Annotated in this window: 17 protein-coding genes and 1 pseudogene; 13 read left to right on the top strand and 5 right to left on the bottom strand. The window is 44.2% G+C overall.

Annotated features, from left to right (window positions below; translation table 11 throughout):
* The 4 genes and pseudogenes from A3735_RS30030 to A3735_RS01100 form a co-directional block, all read left to right on the top strand.
* Positions 1 to 214, top strand: a pseudogene (locus tag A3735_RS30030) (coniferyl-aldehyde dehydrogenase); the annotation flags it as partial.
* 208 nt (positions 215 to 422) lie between these two features.
* Positions 423 to 893 (top strand): pantetheine-phosphate adenylyltransferase, encoded by a 471-nt coding sequence (gene coaD / locus A3735_RS01090; protein ID WP_068514537.1) that lies wholly within the window; start codon positions 423 to 425, stop codon positions 891 to 893.
* A gap of 59 nt (positions 894 to 952) precedes the next feature.
* Entirely contained in the window at positions 953 to 1,198 is a 246-nt protein-coding gene (locus A3735_RS01095; RefSeq protein WP_068514535.1) for a YfhL family 4Fe-4S dicluster ferredoxin, read from the top strand.
* Between the two features lie 211 nt (positions 1,199 to 1,409).
* Positions 1,410 to 1,964 carry a hypothetical protein gene (locus A3735_RS01100; protein ID WP_068514531.1) on the top strand — a complete coding sequence of 185 codons (555 nt, stop codon included), beginning with the start codon at positions 1,410 to 1,412 and terminating at the stop codon, positions 1,962 to 1,964.
* Positions 1,965 to 1,978: 14 nt separating this feature from the next.
* On the opposite strand, the gene A3735_RS01105 is transcribed toward A3735_RS01100, so the two are convergent.
* Together A3735_RS01105 and A3735_RS01110 are read right to left on the bottom strand one after the other, a co-directional pair.
* The gene (locus tag A3735_RS01105; protein ID WP_068514528.1) at positions 1,979 to 3,031 is read right to left on the bottom strand and encodes an AI-2E family transporter; all 1,053 of its coding nucleotides are present in this window, start codon (positions 3,029 to 3,031) and stop codon (positions 1,979 to 1,981) included.
* Positions 3,032 to 3,072: 41 nt separating this feature from the next.
* Positions 3,073 to 4,515, bottom strand: a complete 1,443-nt coding sequence (locus A3735_RS01110) for an aspartate kinase (protein WP_068514525.1) — start codon at positions 4,513 to 4,515, stop codon at positions 3,073 to 3,075.
* 220 nt (positions 4,516 to 4,735) lie between these two features.
* On the opposite strand from A3735_RS01110, the gene A3735_RS01115 reads away from it, so the two are divergent.
* Positions 4,736 to 5,032: a PilZ domain-containing protein gene (locus tag A3735_RS01115; protein WP_068514521.1), complete on the top strand. Its 297-nt coding sequence runs from the start codon at positions 4,736 to 4,738 to the stop codon at positions 5,030 to 5,032.
* A gap of 69 nt (positions 5,033 to 5,101) precedes the next feature.
* On the top strand, positions 5,102 to 5,842 hold the full coding sequence (locus A3735_RS01120; protein ID WP_068514520.1) for a hypothetical protein: 741 nt from the start codon (positions 5,102 to 5,104) through the stop codon (positions 5,840 to 5,842).
* Positions 5,843 to 5,916: 74 nt separating this feature from the next.
* Here the strand turns inward: A3735_RS01120 and A3735_RS32240 are convergent, their stop codons facing one another.
* Positions 5,917 to 6,612 (bottom strand): FKBP-type peptidyl-prolyl cis-trans isomerase, encoded by a 696-nt coding sequence (locus A3735_RS32240; RefSeq protein ID WP_068514517.1) that lies wholly within the window; start codon positions 6,610 to 6,612, stop codon positions 5,917 to 5,919.
* 85 nt (positions 6,613 to 6,697) lie between these two features.
* Positions 6,698 to 7,192, bottom strand: a complete 495-nt coding sequence (locus A3735_RS01130) for a peptidylprolyl isomerase (RefSeq protein ID WP_068514515.1) — start codon at positions 7,190 to 7,192, stop codon at positions 6,698 to 6,700.
* Positions 7,193 to 7,352: 160 nt separating this feature from the next.
* Between A3735_RS01130 and A3735_RS01135 the strand changes: the two genes are divergently transcribed.
* Positions 7,353 to 7,733, top strand: a complete 381-nt coding sequence (locus tag A3735_RS01135) for a YbaN family protein (protein ID WP_068554137.1) — start codon at positions 7,353 to 7,355, stop codon at positions 7,731 to 7,733.
* Here the strand turns inward: A3735_RS01135 and argH are convergent.
* Complete coding sequence (gene argH, locus A3735_RS01140; RefSeq protein WP_068637406.1) at positions 7,730 to 9,163, bottom strand: argininosuccinate lyase; 1,434 nt, start codon at positions 9,161 to 9,163, stop codon at positions 7,730 to 7,732. The two genes, A3735_RS01135 and argH, sit on opposite strands and share 4 nt — an antisense overlap.
* A 114-nt stretch (positions 9,164 to 9,277) precedes the next feature.
* On the opposite strand from argH, the gene A3735_RS01145 reads away from it, so the two are divergent.
* From A3735_RS01145 to A3735_RS01175, 6 genes are all read left to right on the top strand, one after another.
* A complete protein-coding gene (locus tag A3735_RS01145; protein ID WP_082865346.1) occupies positions 9,278 to 10,360 on the top strand; it encodes a sensor histidine kinase in 1,083 nt (360 codons plus the stop codon).
* Between the two features lie 3 nt (positions 10,361 to 10,363).
* Positions 10,364 to 11,122 carry a LytTR family DNA-binding domain-containing protein gene (locus A3735_RS01150; protein ID WP_068514509.1) on the top strand — a complete coding sequence of 253 codons (759 nt, stop codon included), beginning with the start codon at positions 10,364 to 10,366 and terminating at the stop codon, positions 11,120 to 11,122.
* Between the two features lie 775 nt (positions 11,123 to 11,897).
* A complete protein-coding gene (gene hemC, locus A3735_RS01160) occupies positions 11,898 to 12,848 on the top strand; it encodes a hydroxymethylbilane synthase (RefSeq protein ID WP_068514508.1) in 951 nt (316 codons plus the stop codon).
* Positions 12,849 to 12,852: 4 nt separating this feature from the next.
* Positions 12,853 to 13,653: a uroporphyrinogen-III synthase gene (locus A3735_RS01165; protein ID WP_068514507.1), complete on the top strand. Its 801-nt coding sequence runs from the start codon at positions 12,853 to 12,855 to the stop codon at positions 13,651 to 13,653.
* A 29-nt stretch (positions 13,654 to 13,682) separates the two neighbouring features.
* Positions 13,683 to 14,825 (top strand): uroporphyrinogen-III C-methyltransferase, encoded by a 1,143-nt coding sequence (locus A3735_RS01170; protein ID WP_068514506.1) that lies wholly within the window; start codon positions 13,683 to 13,685, stop codon positions 14,823 to 14,825.
* Positions 14,822 to 15,221, top strand: a 400-nt coding sequence (locus A3735_RS01175) for a heme biosynthesis HemY N-terminal domain-containing protein (protein WP_197485569.1), incomplete at its 3' end; no start/stop codon positions are given. The genes A3735_RS01170 and A3735_RS01175, both read left to right, overlap by 4 nt.

Raw genomic sequence — 15,221 nt, forward strand, 5'->3', positions numbered from 1 at the left:
TAACGACACAGTCTCTCACTTTGCTCAAGAAGACTTACATTTTGGCGGCGTTGGTGAATCAGGTATGGGCTCCTACCACGGCGAGCAAGGCTTCCTGACCTTCTCTCATGCAAAATCAGTATTCTGCAAGAATCATTTCAACAGTACCAAGTTTGCCTACCCTCCTTTTGGTACCTTGATTCATAAGGCCTTATTCTCTATTTTCTTACGATAAGCTAGCTCCTTATAGAGATAACCCTTCAAATGCGCTGTCTATCTTGCCAGCGCAGACTTCTTGTTTACAACAAGCTGACTAGCAACCCACCCGAAATTTGGTTACTATTCCGCCCCTTCTTTAGTTCTTGGTTGTCTATACTTCCAATACTGTAAAATTGACTTAGGCACTGCAATCGTATTCCGCAGCTTCAGGAGTAAGACCCCCTATGAATACTGTCGTTTATCCTGGCACTTTTGACCCAATTACTAACGGCCATACCAATCTTGTAGAGCGTGCTGCAAAGCTTTTTGATCGCATTATTATTGCTGTCGCAGCCAGCCCAAAAAAGAACCCTATGTTTCCACTTGAAAAACGGGTTGAACTGGCAAAGGACGTTTTGGCTCATCTCGATAATGTAGAAGTCATTGGCTTTGACTGCTTATTGGCCGAGTTTGTAAAAGAGCACAAGGTCAACGTTATTCTACGCGGTTTACGTGCTGTTTCAGACTTTGAATTCGAATTTCAACTAGCGGATATGAATCGGCGCTTGATTCCTGAAGCAGAAAGCTTGTTTCTTACTCCTGACAACCACCTCTCTTATATCTCTTCCACTTTAATTAGGGAAATTGCCTCTTTGGGCGGTGATGTTTCAGAGTTTGTAGCGCCAGCCGTCATTAAGGCCTTAGAAGAGCGATAGCAGGATAGTATTTTGACCTTTAACCCCACTTTTATCAGATCATAGCAGAGGTATTTTTCATGGCATTAATGATCACAGATGACTGTATAAATTGCGACGTGTGCGAGCCTGAGTGTCCCAATGAAGCCATCGCACCCGGTGAAGATATATATATTATTGACCCGAGCAAGTGCACCGAGTGTGTCGGCCATTACGACGAACCACAATGTGTCGAAGTATGCCCTGTAGACTGCATTCCCAAAGACCCTGATCACAAGGAAAGTGAAGCAGAATTAATGGATAAGTACGAAAAGTTAACAGGCTAATAGAACTTATAGCGCTAACTATCTAAGTTAATTAGTAATATTCGTATTAATATCACAATTAATCACATTCCTTTGGTAGGTACTTCAGATAGTTTTGGTCTACACTAAAACTATCTGGGCTCACCGGGGTTCGCATAACTTCTGTTCGATTTAGCATGACTACATGCACACCTCCCGAGCTCATCATCAAATTCGCGACGTAGGATAGACCATGGCCAAGAAAGATGAAGTGGAGCACGAGCCACTCACTGAAAAGCAACGAATTACTGCTCTGGAAGAGAGTGTCGGGACGAACAAAATAGTACTACTGGTTGTCGCACTCTTACTAATCGTGATTATTTCTGTTTCGATTACAGTAATAACGATCACCGTCTTCGGAGATGAAGAAGAAGAGTCCGTCAACCTTGAAGTCGTTGAAGAGCTACAGCTACAAATCTCGGAATTGACCAGCCAAAACGAAGCTCAAACTCAACAAATAAAGAGCCTTAAGAAAATATTACCCGTTATCCAGGATCAACTGGGCAATACAAGCAACCTTAAATTGCTTAACGTGGTGATGGAACAAGAAAAAGGTAATCAAGAATTTCTAGAAGCCTTACGTACCGGCATGTATGACCTGGCTCACATGCTACCTGGCTCACGTACCTGGCTCGAAGTTTACGGCGAAAAAGTTGATTTAGCCGAAGCTCATAGCAAAGACAGAGAAAAAGACCTCAAAAGGATTCTAATTCAAAGCGACTCTCAAGATGAAGAGGATCTTTGGTAGCTGCTCATTTAGAACTACCGCTTCTCATCTTTTTCTTGAGCAACATCTGGCCCCATAATGATTGCGATCCAGCGGGTCTCGTCACTGCTTTCAAAGGCAATTTTTAACAGCATGGTCAGTGGGACAGACAGTAACATCCCCACTGGCCCAAGCACCCAACCCCAAAATACCAAAGACAAGAAAACAATCAAAGTAGAAAGCCCTAAGCCCCGCCCCATATAGCGCGGCTCAATAACATTGCCCATCAAGGTATTAACAAATAAATAACCCGCTGCAACCAACAACATATGCAAAGGCCCTAATTGAATTAAGGCCAACAACATCACGGGTACTGCTGCGATAATGGAACCAATATTCGGTACAAAATTTAGAAGATAAGCAATTAAAGCCCACAACAAGGGATATTCAACCCCCAGAATAAGCAACCAGATATAGATTAACCCACCCGTTCCCAGGCTCACTACAACCTTGATACTCATATAACGATTAACATTCTCTAAAAATAATTCAATATGCTCCATCAAGGTACTGTCTTCGCCGAAAGCCTTATGAAGTTTTGCCGGCAATGAAACACCTTCAAAAAGCATAAAAATCACTGTTAACACAATCAGAAAGGAGTTCGATAAAACGCCACCCAGGTTCCCCAGAGTGCTTACCGCCAACTTAAAAATCGTTGACGGGTCAAACAATTGCATTAACTTTTCCTTTGGAATATCCAAGCCCCAGGAATTTAAGCCACTGATTAGTTCGCCCATCAATGCTTGCAGGCGTATCTGGTACTGGGGTAGGTCATTTGAGAAAGCAGTGAGTGAAGTGGTAATAATAGAGATAATCACCAACTGCACCAGGCTGATAAAAATAACCACCAGTATCAAGGACAGCCAGGCAGGCAAGCCTTTCCGTTGCATAAAGAGAAAGGGAGGCGCACAAATGATGGCAAAAAAACCGGAGAGTAGAAACGTCACCATCAATGACTCAGCAGCGCGTATACCTGCAACCACAATAACAAATGCCGCCAAAACAAACAGCGTACGTGCTGCCGATGAAAACCCAGAGATCTGATGCATTGCCAACTCCTTTAGCAGGATGTTCCCACGAGATCTAATTGTTAATTAGCAGGGCAAATCGCGATACCGTGATTGTGAATTTCGACCAAGCTACTATGCAGGCTCTTCACCGCCAAGTCATAGTCGTCTTCGTTGACAACAAACTGCATGTCAACTTGTCGCATAGATTGATGCATTGCTAAAACACTAATTTCCTGCTGTGCCAGCGCCTTGACCGTCACCGCCAACATACCAGGCACTTGCATATTACTGCCAATCGCCGAAACAATCGCAACTTTGCACTGGTCAATCTCGGCCTCAGGAAAACATTTTTCCAGAGCACCGTATATACGCTTTACTGTTTTCAGGTTTGTAGCAAGATAATGAGTAATGGTGTTCGCATTAATATCTTTAGAAACAACATGGCCTTTGAAGCGCCTGATCAGCTCAAGAATTTTCTGGTCATAAGTATCGACACTACCCGTCATCCCCTGATCGAACACTTCCAGTGCATAGATGCCCTTGCAACCTGCAATAATTTCGACACAAGGCTCGTCACTGACATAGTCTCCGGTGATAAGTGTACCAGGATGGTCAGGCTCAAAAGTATTCTTAACTCTTAAAGGAATACGGTTACTACGTAAACCCTTGGCCGCTTTAGGGTGAATAGCTTCCATTCCCAGGTTAGCTAACTGATCGGCAACATCATAGTTTGTCCGTCCGATAGGAATAGCATTTTCTTCACCAACCAAACGAGGATCAGCCGTGCTCAAGTGAAATTCTTTATGGATGATGGTTTCACGCGCTTCGGTCAATACAGCGATGCGGCTAAAGGTCATTTCACTATAGCCACGGTCAAAAGTAGACATCAAGCCTTCCTCGCTATGCGCATAACCCGTCGCGATAGGTATCTGACTTGCCAAATCCAAGCCTTGAAACGCTTCAACGATCCGCTCATCCAAAGAGGTATGCTGTGCCGCGCGCCAGCCAGTTAAATCAACAAAACAAGCATTGAAACCGTCACGTTCAAGAAGCTTTGCAGTGTTCCAAGCGCTATGAGCCTCACCGATACTCGCCAACATTTCCCGAACAGTCGCCAAATGTGCGGAAAGCTCAAAATGCCCGTGTTGACAAAGTCTTTGAAGATCAACAAGACACTGCTCTGCATCATCCAGACGCTCGCCAATAAAACTATTCGCCTGCTGCAAAAGCTCACCTTCACCAAATAAGCCTGCGTTTATGGCCTGCATATCAGCTTTCACTTGCTGCAGCGCCTGGTGCCAACTCTTGTCTTTCAAGCCGTTGGCAAATAACGCATAGATTCCTGGCTGGCTAGTCTTTTTGTGCTCTAACAAAGCGTCTGTCATGCCGCCATACGCTGAAACCACAAATACACGCTGATAGATCGTATCCTCTCTTGAGGGTTTGCTGATTATATTATCGCGAATAGCGACATAATCACTCATTGACGTTCCACCGATCTTTTCAACACTATGCGATTTCATAACACCCTTCTATCACCAACACGCTTTAGAGAACTAGCCTGTAAAAAACGCGCTATTTTACGCCATTAACGAAATTTGTCTATCTGCCTCATTTTTAGCCCTCACTGAAAGACTGCAAGCCATGTAATCTTTCCAAAACTTAAAGCTAGATTGGCGATATTCGTTTTTATTATCGATATAATGCAGAGCAATTATTTAAGCTAAGTGGCCTGCTAATAAAATGACCATTGAAAACGAAAACACCTCAACATCCGCACAGCCCGACAAACGCTCTGAGCACCGGACACCAATGAAGTGTAAACTTAAAGTGTCTCACCCCAGTATTGGCGATCAAATTGTCACTACCCGTGATATCTCCGATGGCGGTGTATTTCTTCTAACAGAGAATATTCCTATGCCACCGGTCGGCACCGTTGTCCAGGGCCAGGTCCAGGGCATGGGAGAAACAGCGCCTGTACTGAAAATGAAAATTGTCCGAATGGAACCTGCGGGTATTGGTCTGAAGTTTATCTCCTAGTATCAGTTGCCCCCTATTTAAACTTAGCCAAATTGAATTAATATCTGTGAAATCAAGGAACGTCTAATCATGAAAAACCACCTTCTTAGCTATTCTCTTATTGCCTGCAGTGCCTCTGCCAGCACCTTTGTCGCCGCTGAAGAGCCGTTTAAAAAAGCTTATACGCCTCCTTCACGCGGGTTCTTTCTTGAACAGGGTAAAGTAAACACTGGCGACCATATATCCATTGACCTGCACAGTGGTGCGAACGGTTTACAAAATGGCGGCAGTATTCGACTCGGGCTTTCCCAGGCTGAGCTTATTTTGAATAGTGGACTAGGCCTTAACACCGCCTCTACAGGGAACGACGTTAGCCTAAAATGGGGGCTCCCGCCTATTAGATCAGGTGATCAGCAAACGACAGATCAGTTTGCTTGGTCTTTGGTAACAGGCTTATCTGTCATTGATTTTGACAACAGCAATAACGATCAAACTAATTTAAAGCTAGGGGTCGCAGCCACGATTTCGGCCGATGCAGCAACATTCACACTCACACCATCTCTTATTTACAGCGATATTGCAGACAATAGTGATACATTCCTAGAATTAGGTTTGGGCGCTTATGCTGGTCTAATTGATACAGAAAGTGGCTTATTCTCGATTGGCGCTGAAGTTGTTATGTCAACGCAAGACGATAGCGATACAACGGCCTTAGTCGGTACCCGCTGGTCTTATAATGAACGAGTCAATATCGATATTATCCCAATGATATTCAGCAATAGCGATATCTTGGGCATACCCGGACTAGTTCGTTTGAATGTAGTGTTTTAATAATAAGAGTAAGAAGAAGAGATTCGAAAGAATACATTGTGTATTCTTTCGATAGTACTGACGATTAAGCTACTTTATTTTTTCGCTTCGATATCCAACAACTCGACATCGAATAGCAACGTTTCATTCGGCCCGATAGAACGGTTACCGTTTGGACCATATGCCAAGTCCGAAGGAATAAACAGCTGCCACTTTGAACCAGTAGGCATCAACTGAAGGGCTTCTGTCCATCCAGCAATCACACCATTAACCGGAAAACTTACTGGCTGACCACGATCAATCGAGCTATCAAAAACCGTACCGTTGATCAAAGAACCGGTATAGTGAACTTTCACAACATCTGTCGGCCCAGGCTGCAGACCTTTACCTTCGGTCAAAACCTTATACTGAAGGCCGCTCTCTAGGGTAACAATACCTTCTTTGTTCTTGTTTTCAGCTAGGAATTCTTTCCCCGCTTTTTTGTTTTCTTCACCCGCTTTTTGAACTTCTTCTAGCTGCTTTTGCTGTAGGTCTCGCTGAAAGTCAGATAGAGTCTGCGCGACCTGCTCATCGGTAATAAGTTGAGGGTTGCCACTATAAGCATCTTTCAAACCTTGGACGAATACGTCGATTTGCAAATCAGGCATATCGTTAGTCATGCGCTTACCTAGAACCAAGCCAAAGCTATAGCTAACTTTTTGATCTTGAGTATCAAGAGACTTTAGAGGTTCAGCAGCATAGCTGAGAGTAGAAGCACCTATTAGAGCTAGGCCTAGAAGCGTTTTTTTCATGTTCATTTCCTGAAGAAGCCATTCTAAAAACGCTCACGTTACTTGTTTTTTGGTGAAATCTCTATGCTTGCAACATTAGCACTTGTTAATGGTGGTGACCACCAACACCATGAGCATGCCCGTGAGCCAACTCATCTTCTGTTGCTTCCCTGACGCTCTGAATTTCAATATCGAAACTCAAAACCTGCCCGGCCAAAGGGTGATTCGTGTCCACATCGACATTAAACTTTCCTGCCTTTAATACCACAACCTGCCTTGGACCTTCTTCGGTATTAATCGAAACCACCATACCAGGCTTCAACTTGGAATTTTGCTTTTTATCGCCCACTAGGTGCTTAATTGGTACGCGCTGAACAGCTTCTTCTTTACGCAGGCCATAGCCGTCTTGAGGTTCAACCGTCACAGTCAAAACATCTTCTGCCGACTGACCTTCCAGGCCTTTTTCCAAACCAGAAATAATATTTCCATGGCCATGCAAATAAGCAACCGGGTCTTCTCCATGAGAGGTCTCCAGCTCACTGCCTTGCTCATTCGATAGTCTATAATGAAAGGTTACCACTTTATCTTTGCTAATTTGCATCTGAAGTCTCGTTTATCAATAGTAAAAGACACATTATCCCGCGTTGGTAGAATAGTGTCTATGCGCTAATTTTTTACAAAAAATAGCCTCTATATTTATAGAAAGCTATTTAAAGGTCTACAATGGAAAAACCGTAAATGTATTTGTCAGGAAAGTAGTAATGAAAGGCAGCGTCAAAATACTTATTGCCTCCTTGGGGTGGCTCTGCGTCATCCTTGGCGTGATTGGTATTTTCTTGCCGATATTACCGACAACACCTTTCTTACTATTAGCTGCCTGGTTATTCACTCACTCATCGGAACGTTTTCACCGCTGGTTACACGAACACCCGAAGCTAGGCCCCATCATTTCAGTTTGGAAAAGCGGCGAAGGCCTGGACAAAAACATTCGAACCCGGATACTAATATGTATGTGGGGAAGCATGCTTTTATCCGCACTCATCATTGGCAAGTTATGGGCCGTCATTATGCTTAGCTGCATAGGTGCCGGCGTCACAACCTATATCTGTCGCCTGCCAATCAAGTCAGGCACGACAAGTTAACGTGCAGCTAGTTTTTCAAGAACTCTGTCAGCCGCAGCAGAAACCTGTGCAGGTGCCGTCCCGCCCAGGTGATTTCGTGCATTAACAGAGCCTTCAAGCGTCAGAACGTCAAATACATCTTCTTGAATCTGATCGCTAAACACCTGCAACTCTTCTAGTGTCATGTCTGAAAGGTCTTTTTCCTCAGCAACACCATATGCCACGGCTTTACCAACAATTTCATGCGCATCACGGAAAGCCACACCATTAACGACTAAATAATCAGCCAAGTCAGTCGCGGTTGAAAAGCCCCTACGTGCTGCTTCTCTCATATTTTCAGCCTTCACCTCAATCGCCGGAATCATATCAGCATAGGCCTTCAAACAACCTTTTAAGGTATCCAAGACATCAAATAATGGCTCTTTATCTTCCTGGTTATCTTTGTTGTATGCCAAAGGCTGAGACTTCATTAACATCAATAGAGAAATCATATGACCCGTTACCCGGCCCGACTTGCCTCGTACCAACTCTGGCACATCTGGATTCTTCTTCTGCGGCATGATAGACGAACCAGTACAGAAGCGGTCCGGCAAGTCGATAAAATCAAACTGAGCCGATGCCCACAAAATCAACTCTTCAGAAGCTCGCGATAAGTGAATCATAACCAAGCTGGCAAATGAACAAAACTCTATAGCAAAGTCACGATCACTGACTGAATCAAGAGAGTTCTCACTAGGTCGGTCAAAGCCTAATAACTCGGCCGTAATGCTACGATCAATAGGATAAGTCGTTCCCGCCAAAGCTGCTGCACCTAGCGGCATAATATTCACGCGCTTACGACAGTCCATCAAACGCTCATAGTCACGTTGAAGCATCTCGTTCCAAGCAAGAATATGATGACCAAAAGTGACTGGCTGAGCTGTTTGCAAATGAGTAAAGCCCGGCATTATTGTTGCAGCCTCACGCTTAGCAAGCCTTACCATGCCATCCTGAAGACGAGTAATTTCACTGGCAATCACATCGATTTCATCTCGTAGATACAAACGAATATCTGTCGCAACCTGGTCATTTCGAGATCGCCCTGTATGGAGTTTCTTGCCCGTGATACCAATTTTTTCTGTTAAGGCTGCCTCGACGTTCATATGTACATCTTCCAGTTTGACAGACCACTGGAATTTGCCACTCTCGATTTCTGCCTGAACCTCTTTCAAGCCCTGAATGATTTGCGTTTTCTCTTCTTCAGTCAGCACGCCAACTTTTGCCAGCATCGTCGCATGCGCAATAGAGCCCTGGATATCGTGGAAATACAAACGCTGATCAAACTCTACTGACGCAGTAAATTGTTCAACAAAAGCATCGGTAGGCTCGGTAAAGCNTCCTCCCCATGGCTTTTCTTTACTTGAATCACTCTGCGTATTTAGCTGGCCGTTATTGTCGTTTGCATTGCTCATGTTTGATTACCCATCTACACTGAAATTTGTGGAGTCAAAATTGCGGCGCGCATTGTAGCACAAAAGCGAATAATACGCCTTAGTCATCCCTTGTAAAGAAACCAGTCATTTATCATGCATAGAAACGCCAAGCAATCACAGCCAAACAAAAACAGCCATGCTGATGATTCTAAGCAAGCTTCAGGGAGTGAGCAGAACTCCAATTTTGTCATTCCTGACCTTTGTCGAATCAATGCCGTTCTGTTTCTGCTGATCCTAACCCAGTTTCTAGCGCTGGTTTTATGTCTGGTCTTGAGTTCAAACGAGTTAATCAGTTGGGATAAACTAGGCCTGCTATCTATTTACTGCCACTCACTCACGCTCAGCTTTGCAGCGGTAATCTGTACAACCCGAAAATTTCTATTTGGCAAAAGCCCGAAATTTATCAGCATTTACTTCTTATCTAGCAATGCCATCATCACGCTGTTTTTCAGTTGGCTAGGCATCAACTTCCTGCTGCCGGGCGTCATTACAAAACCGGAACTATTTCTATCAAAGAGTTTACTCATCAGCTCGATGCTCGCGAGCATCTTACTGCGTTATTTCTTCCTGCAACACCAATGGCGAGAACAGCGCCAAGCAGAACTTCGAGCGCGCATCCAAGCACTGCAGGCTAGAATTCGTCCTCACTTTCTGTTTAATAGCATGAACAGCATCGCCAGCCTGATCGCAATCGATCCACAAAAAGCCGAAGATGCAGTCATAGATCTATCAACCATTTTCAGGGCTACATTAAACAACCAAACTTCTCTGATTCCGGTTCGTGAAGAAATTGAGCTATGCCGACGATACTTGAATATTGAAGCCCTTAGATTAGGAAACAGGCTAAAGATTGAATGGAAGCTCAACAACGCCAAGAAAAAGGTATTGATCCCCCCTTTAACCCTACAACCATTAGTAGAAAATGCGATTTATCATGGTATTCAACCGCTAACTGAAGGCGGCACTATTAGCATTGAAACCGAACTCAAAAGAGATCATTTATACATTTTGATCTCAAACCCTTTTGACCCAGAAAAACAGGCACGACACGGAAACCAAATCGCATTAGACAATATTAGCAGCAGGCTCCAGGCAATTTTCGGCTCAGGCGCTATATTAAAGACTAGCCAACTAAACAATATTTTTACCGTTACTTTACGTATTCCGGTTAACTAAGATATGACAGCAAACAGCCCTATTAGTGTATTTATCGTCGATGATGAGAGCTTGGCAAGAGAGCGCCTAAAGCGTTTAATTGAACGAAATTGTAACTATCAGGTTTGCGGTGAAGCTGAAAATGGTGAACAAGCCTTGGTACGGATTGAGGAGCTTAAGCCTGATATTGCGCTTCTGGATATCAGAATGCCAGGTATTGATGGCCTGGAAGTGGCCAGCGCTCTGGCAAAAAAGCCGCACCCTCCTGCCATGATCTTTTGCACCGCCTATGACGAGTATGCCATCGACGCCTTTAAAAAGCAGGCCATGGGTTACTTGTTAAAACCCGTTCGAGGCGAAGAGCTGGAAAGTGCTCTGGCTCAAGCAAAGCATGTTAATCAACTGCAGCTAAAATCTATCAAGGAGCAGGATAGTAACGAAGAAGCTCATTTTGTCGCACACAGTTGGCAAGGCCAGGAGTTACTTCCTTTCGACTCGATTTACTTTTTTAGATCCGAACAGAAGTACCTTACCGTTGTCCATGCAAACGGTGAAACCCTAAGTGACCAAACATTAAAGGAGTTGGAACAAGCTCACCCAGACAAGCTCCTGCGTGCCCATCGCAATACACTGGTCAATGCCAAACACATCTCAGCAATGCACAAGAGCTCCGATGGCCACTACTACATACATATACGCAATACCGACTTTCGCATTCTCGTCAGTCGTCGACACGTAAGCGAACTCAAGCAAAGAATAAGTGAACAATCCTTTCAAGCCTAAGACTGCAACTAAGCACCTTCTAGAATAAAAATGAGCTTCCACTCAACAACTTAGAGAACCTGTTCACACTTTATCCTCTCTCTTTACCTCAATAAATGAAGTTTTTCGAAATACCCTCTCGATCTAACCAAATGTTACACACCGCTACAGGGAGATCTCTTATCATTGAATAGGTAGTCTTCATCAAATGGAGTGGACGATTTGAACAACACACACACATCAACAATGACCAAGCGCGCTTTGTTCGTAATAGGCTTGTTATGTCTGTGTCTGTCATTTAATACTCTAGCTTTTGAAAACTCACGCAGCAATAGCGGTGATGATGATACTATCCTCATCGAGAGCTCATCTGACACTAAATTTTCCTATAGTACAGCGATCAAATCCTTCTCTAAGCACGTGCTTAAATTTGATATCGATTCTCTCTTAAGCGGGGGAAAGAATTGCACAGATTCCGTCATTCGCAATTTTAATGACCTTGCAGATAGAACAAAGTATCGACTAAATCTTAAACAAGATCGACTGGAAGTTAAATTAACACTTAACTTCTAACCTTCATATAGCCAAGTTTGACTCAAGTAAGCGCCCAAGAAATAAAAGTGATCTTCACTTGATTTGTATCTTTTCGACTTTATTTCCAGTTCCGTTATACTAAGTCGCCATAACAGGCTGTATCTAGCTCACTATTCTTTATTTGGTTTCACCACCAATACAAATAGCGACGCAATTCAATATATAGCACCCACTCCATTTGCCAATAGTGAACGACTCGAACATGTCTACATCAAGCCCAATCAAGACCCTCAATATTGCTTCTCGTGAAAGTGCTTTAGCGTTGTGGCAAAGCCGTTATATAAAGTCTCAACTTGAAGCTTTATACCCAGGCTTGGAAGTCAATATTAATGGCATGACAACCAAAGGGGATAAGATTCTAGACGTCCCCCTTGCTAAAATCGGTGGCAAAGGCTTATTTGTAAAAGAGCTTGAAGCATCAATGCTAGAAGGCATTTCAGATATCGCCGTCCACTCAATGAAAGATGTCCCTATGGAGTTCCCCGAAGGTCTTGAGCTAGCCGTTATTTGTGAGCGGGAAAACCCCTTCGATGCTTTCGTTAGTAATCAATACGACTCGATCGATCAACTTCCAGAAGGTGCAATTGTTGGCACCTCAAGCCTACGCAGGCATAGCCAACTGGCCGCCTCTCGCCCAGACCTAGATATTCGCCCTTTAAGAGGCAATGTTAATACTCGTCTGGCAAAGCTCGATGCAGGCGAGTATGACGCCATTATTCTTGCAGCCTCTGGACTCAAAAGACTTGAATTCAATGAACGCATCAAAAGCGTCATATCGGCTGAGCAATCACTTCCAGCTGTTGGCCAAGGCGCTCTAGGCATTGAGTGCAGAAGCAAGGATGAGGATATTAAAAAATTATTGGCGCCCCTCATTCACCCAGAAAGCGAGTTCTGCGTAAAAGCTGAACGCGCAATGAATCACCGGCTCCATGGTGGCTGTCAGGTTCCAATCGCCGGATATGCAACCTTAGAAAGCGAGACACTGACACTCACCGGCTTAGTTGCCTCAGAAGATGGCGCAACCATCCTTAAAACAAGCTTAAGCGGCCCACAAGCTCAATGTGAAGAGCTGGGTGTTGCCGTAGCGGAAGCTCTGCTTGAAATGGGTGCAGGCCCTTTACTAGAAGCTGTCTATAACAAAGCTCAAGTTTAAGCCAATGACAAATAAACTCGTTACCGAGCAGGCTTTCAAGCGACTAGGCCTGCTCAGTTCAAGCAAGATTCTAATCTGCCGCCCCGAACCCTCCGCCACGGAATTATCAAAAGCTCTCGAAGCCTTAGGAGCCCAGTGCAAAAAACTGCCAATGCTAAAAATCGATGCGCTTGAGATTAGCGCGATCGAGCGACAGCACATCCTCGATTTAGACCAATACCAGCATGTAATTGTCGTCAGCCAACACGCAGCTGATCTAGGCCTTGAACAAATAGATCACTATTGGCCACAAGCACCTGTCGGACAAAAATGGTATGCCATTGGCCGCAAAACCGCTGAAGCCTTAAACTCGACAAGTCTGGATATCGTATCGCCAGGTCAAGACCTGAGCAGTGAAAAACTATTAGAGAACAAAGACCTCAAAACAGTTCAAGACGAAAAAATACTCATCCTCAAGGGTAAGCATGGTCGCCAGGCTTTACAAAGCCAACTTCTTGCTCGAGGTGCGCAAGTAGATAGCATATCGCTATACCAACGCTCGAAACCAGACTATGATCAAAGCATACTGCAACAAAGCATTGACGACTTTGCGCCAGACTTTATTATTACACTAAGCGGTGAAACACTGACTAACCTGCTTGCTCATTGCAGTGAACACAATATCGACTTATCTGACAGGTCTTTTATACTACCCAGTATCAGAGTGGCCAATATTGCATATGAACACGGATTGAAGAACACTTTGATCTCGGAAAACCTTATGCCGATGGACATTGTAAAGTGCATCAAAAAAGCCAGCTTGTAAGTGCCAACCAACAAAAAACAGGACAACACGTGACTGACGCAAACGAAACGCTACCTGCAGCAGATGTAAAGAAGCCAGCCCCTCAAGCTAAAAAGAAGAAAAACCTTTCTTGGCTGCTAATACTGGTCATTGCTCTAATAGCTGCGTTTTCGATCGCTAGCGCAATTTACTTCTGGCAAAACCTGTCGCAACAAAACACACTACTGTCGCACCTAGATTCACAAAATAAGAGCGCACAACAACGAGTTCAATACTTAGAGCAAAGCCTCGAGCGACGTTTGAAAAACCTAGAAGCAGACAAACAACAACAAAGTCAGATACTGACTCAGCTCGATAGGCAAAGTTTATATAACACCGAGAAGCTAACAGAAATGGGTGCCAGCAGTCGTGCTGACTGGCTACTTGCTGAGGCCGAGTATTTATTACATCTCGCCAACCAAAGACTTCTTCTTGAGCGCGACTTAAAAAATGCTGAGGCAGTCATGATATCTGCCGATAAAGTGCTGGCCGAAATCAATGACCCAGGCTTACTCCCAGTTCGTGCAGCACTCAATCAAGAGATTCTTAGCTTACAACAGCTTTCTCACCTCGACCGTGAAGGTATGTTTATGCAACTCTCGGCTATCATTTCTTCTTTAGACGGCTTAAAAGAAAGCGCTTATTTAGACACGAGCAAGCCAGAGCCAGAACAAACACCAAGCCAGCGTTCATCACAAACTTCAGATCTTCCCGCATGGAAGCAAGCATGGCTGGAAGTATGGGGCGAGCTAAATAAAGCAGTATTGATCCGGCGTTTGGATCACCCTGTCGCGCCTCTTATGGCGCCTGAGCAAAATTATTATCTGAAGCAGAATCTAAGACTGATGCTCGAACAAGCAAACCTTGCCTTACTAGAGCAAAACCAGGCTATTTTTACTCACAGCTTAAAACAAGCAAGCATTTGGCTAGAGAACTACTTTGATACTCAGGACAAACAAACGAAAACTCTGATTTCTAAACTCAAAAGTATGCAAACACTTCAAATAAGCTACGAAACACCCGATATTTCAAAGTCATTACGCTTACTGAAGACAAAAATTGAAGCCATGTATCTTAACCATAGCTTAGGCAAACTTTCCAACCCGACACCTTCAAGCACAGATAACAGTACCAAGCAGGAGCCAACACCATGAAGCGTTTACTCGTGTTGATTATTGTCGGCATGGCTCTAGCGCTTGGTGTTTCAGCGATTGTCAGCCATGACCCCGGATATGTTCGAATATCTTATGGAAACTGGCTAATAGAAAGTAATCTGGTCATCGCCGCACTCGCTATCGCTATTTTGCTTACTTTATTGGTATGGCTACTAGGGCTGAAACGTAAACTGGTGCATTCAAGCAAGTCTGTATCTAAGTGGTTTGGCCGTTCCGCCGAGTCAAGAGCTACGATAAAAACCGAGAAAGGTCTAATTGCACTACTTGAAGGCAACTGGGGCGTAGCGAGCAAGCTATTATCTAAATCTGCTACCAAGTCCCATAAGCCCTTAATTAACTACTTAGCCGCCGCTCACGCTTCCAACGAGTTAGGGC

This window comes from Oleiphilus sp. HI0061, from assembly GCF_001635675.1.

Coding starts and splice junctions, on each gene's coding strand:
- coaD (WP_068514537.1), top strand. CDS start 423: ATGAATACTGTCGTTTATCCTGGCACTTTTGACCCAATTACTAACGGC.
- A3735_RS01095 (WP_068514535.1), top strand. CDS start 953: ATGGCATTAATGATCACAGATGACTGTATAAATTGCGACGTGTGCGAG.
- A3735_RS01100 (WP_068514531.1), top strand. CDS start 1,410: ATGGCCAAGAAAGATGAAGTGGAGCACGAGCCACTCACTGAAAAGCAA.
- A3735_RS01105 (WP_068514528.1), bottom strand. CDS start 3,031: ATGCATCAGATCTCTGGGTTTTCATCGGCAGCACGTACGCTGTTTGTT.
- A3735_RS01110 (WP_068514525.1), bottom strand. CDS start 4,515: ATGAAATCGCATAGTGTTGAAAAGATCGGTGGAACGTCAATGAGTGAT.
- A3735_RS01115 (WP_068514521.1), top strand. CDS start 4,736: ATGACCATTGAAAACGAAAACACCTCAACATCCGCACAGCCCGACAAA.
- A3735_RS01120 (WP_068514520.1), top strand. CDS start 5,102: ATGAAAAACCACCTTCTTAGCTATTCTCTTATTGCCTGCAGTGCCTCT.
- A3735_RS32240 (WP_068514517.1), bottom strand. CDS start 6,612: ATGAAAAAAACGCTTCTAGGCCTAGCTCTAATAGGTGCTTCTACTCTC.
- A3735_RS01130 (WP_068514515.1), bottom strand. CDS start 7,192: ATGCAAATTAGCAAAGATAAAGTGGTAACCTTTCATTATAGACTATCG.
- A3735_RS01135 (WP_068554137.1), top strand. CDS start 7,353: ATGAAAGGCAGCGTCAAAATACTTATTGCCTCCTTGGGGTGGCTCTGC.
- A3735_RS01145 (WP_082865346.1), top strand. CDS start 9,278: ATGCATAGAAACGCCAAGCAATCACAGCCAAACAAAAACAGCCATGCT.
- A3735_RS01150 (WP_068514509.1), top strand. CDS start 10,364: ATGACAGCAAACAGCCCTATTAGTGTATTTATCGTCGATGATGAGAGC.
- hemC (WP_068514508.1), top strand. CDS start 11,898: ATGTCTACATCAAGCCCAATCAAGACCCTCAATATTGCTTCTCGTGAA.
- A3735_RS01165 (WP_068514507.1), top strand. CDS start 12,853: ATGACAAATAAACTCGTTACCGAGCAGGCTTTCAAGCGACTAGGCCTG.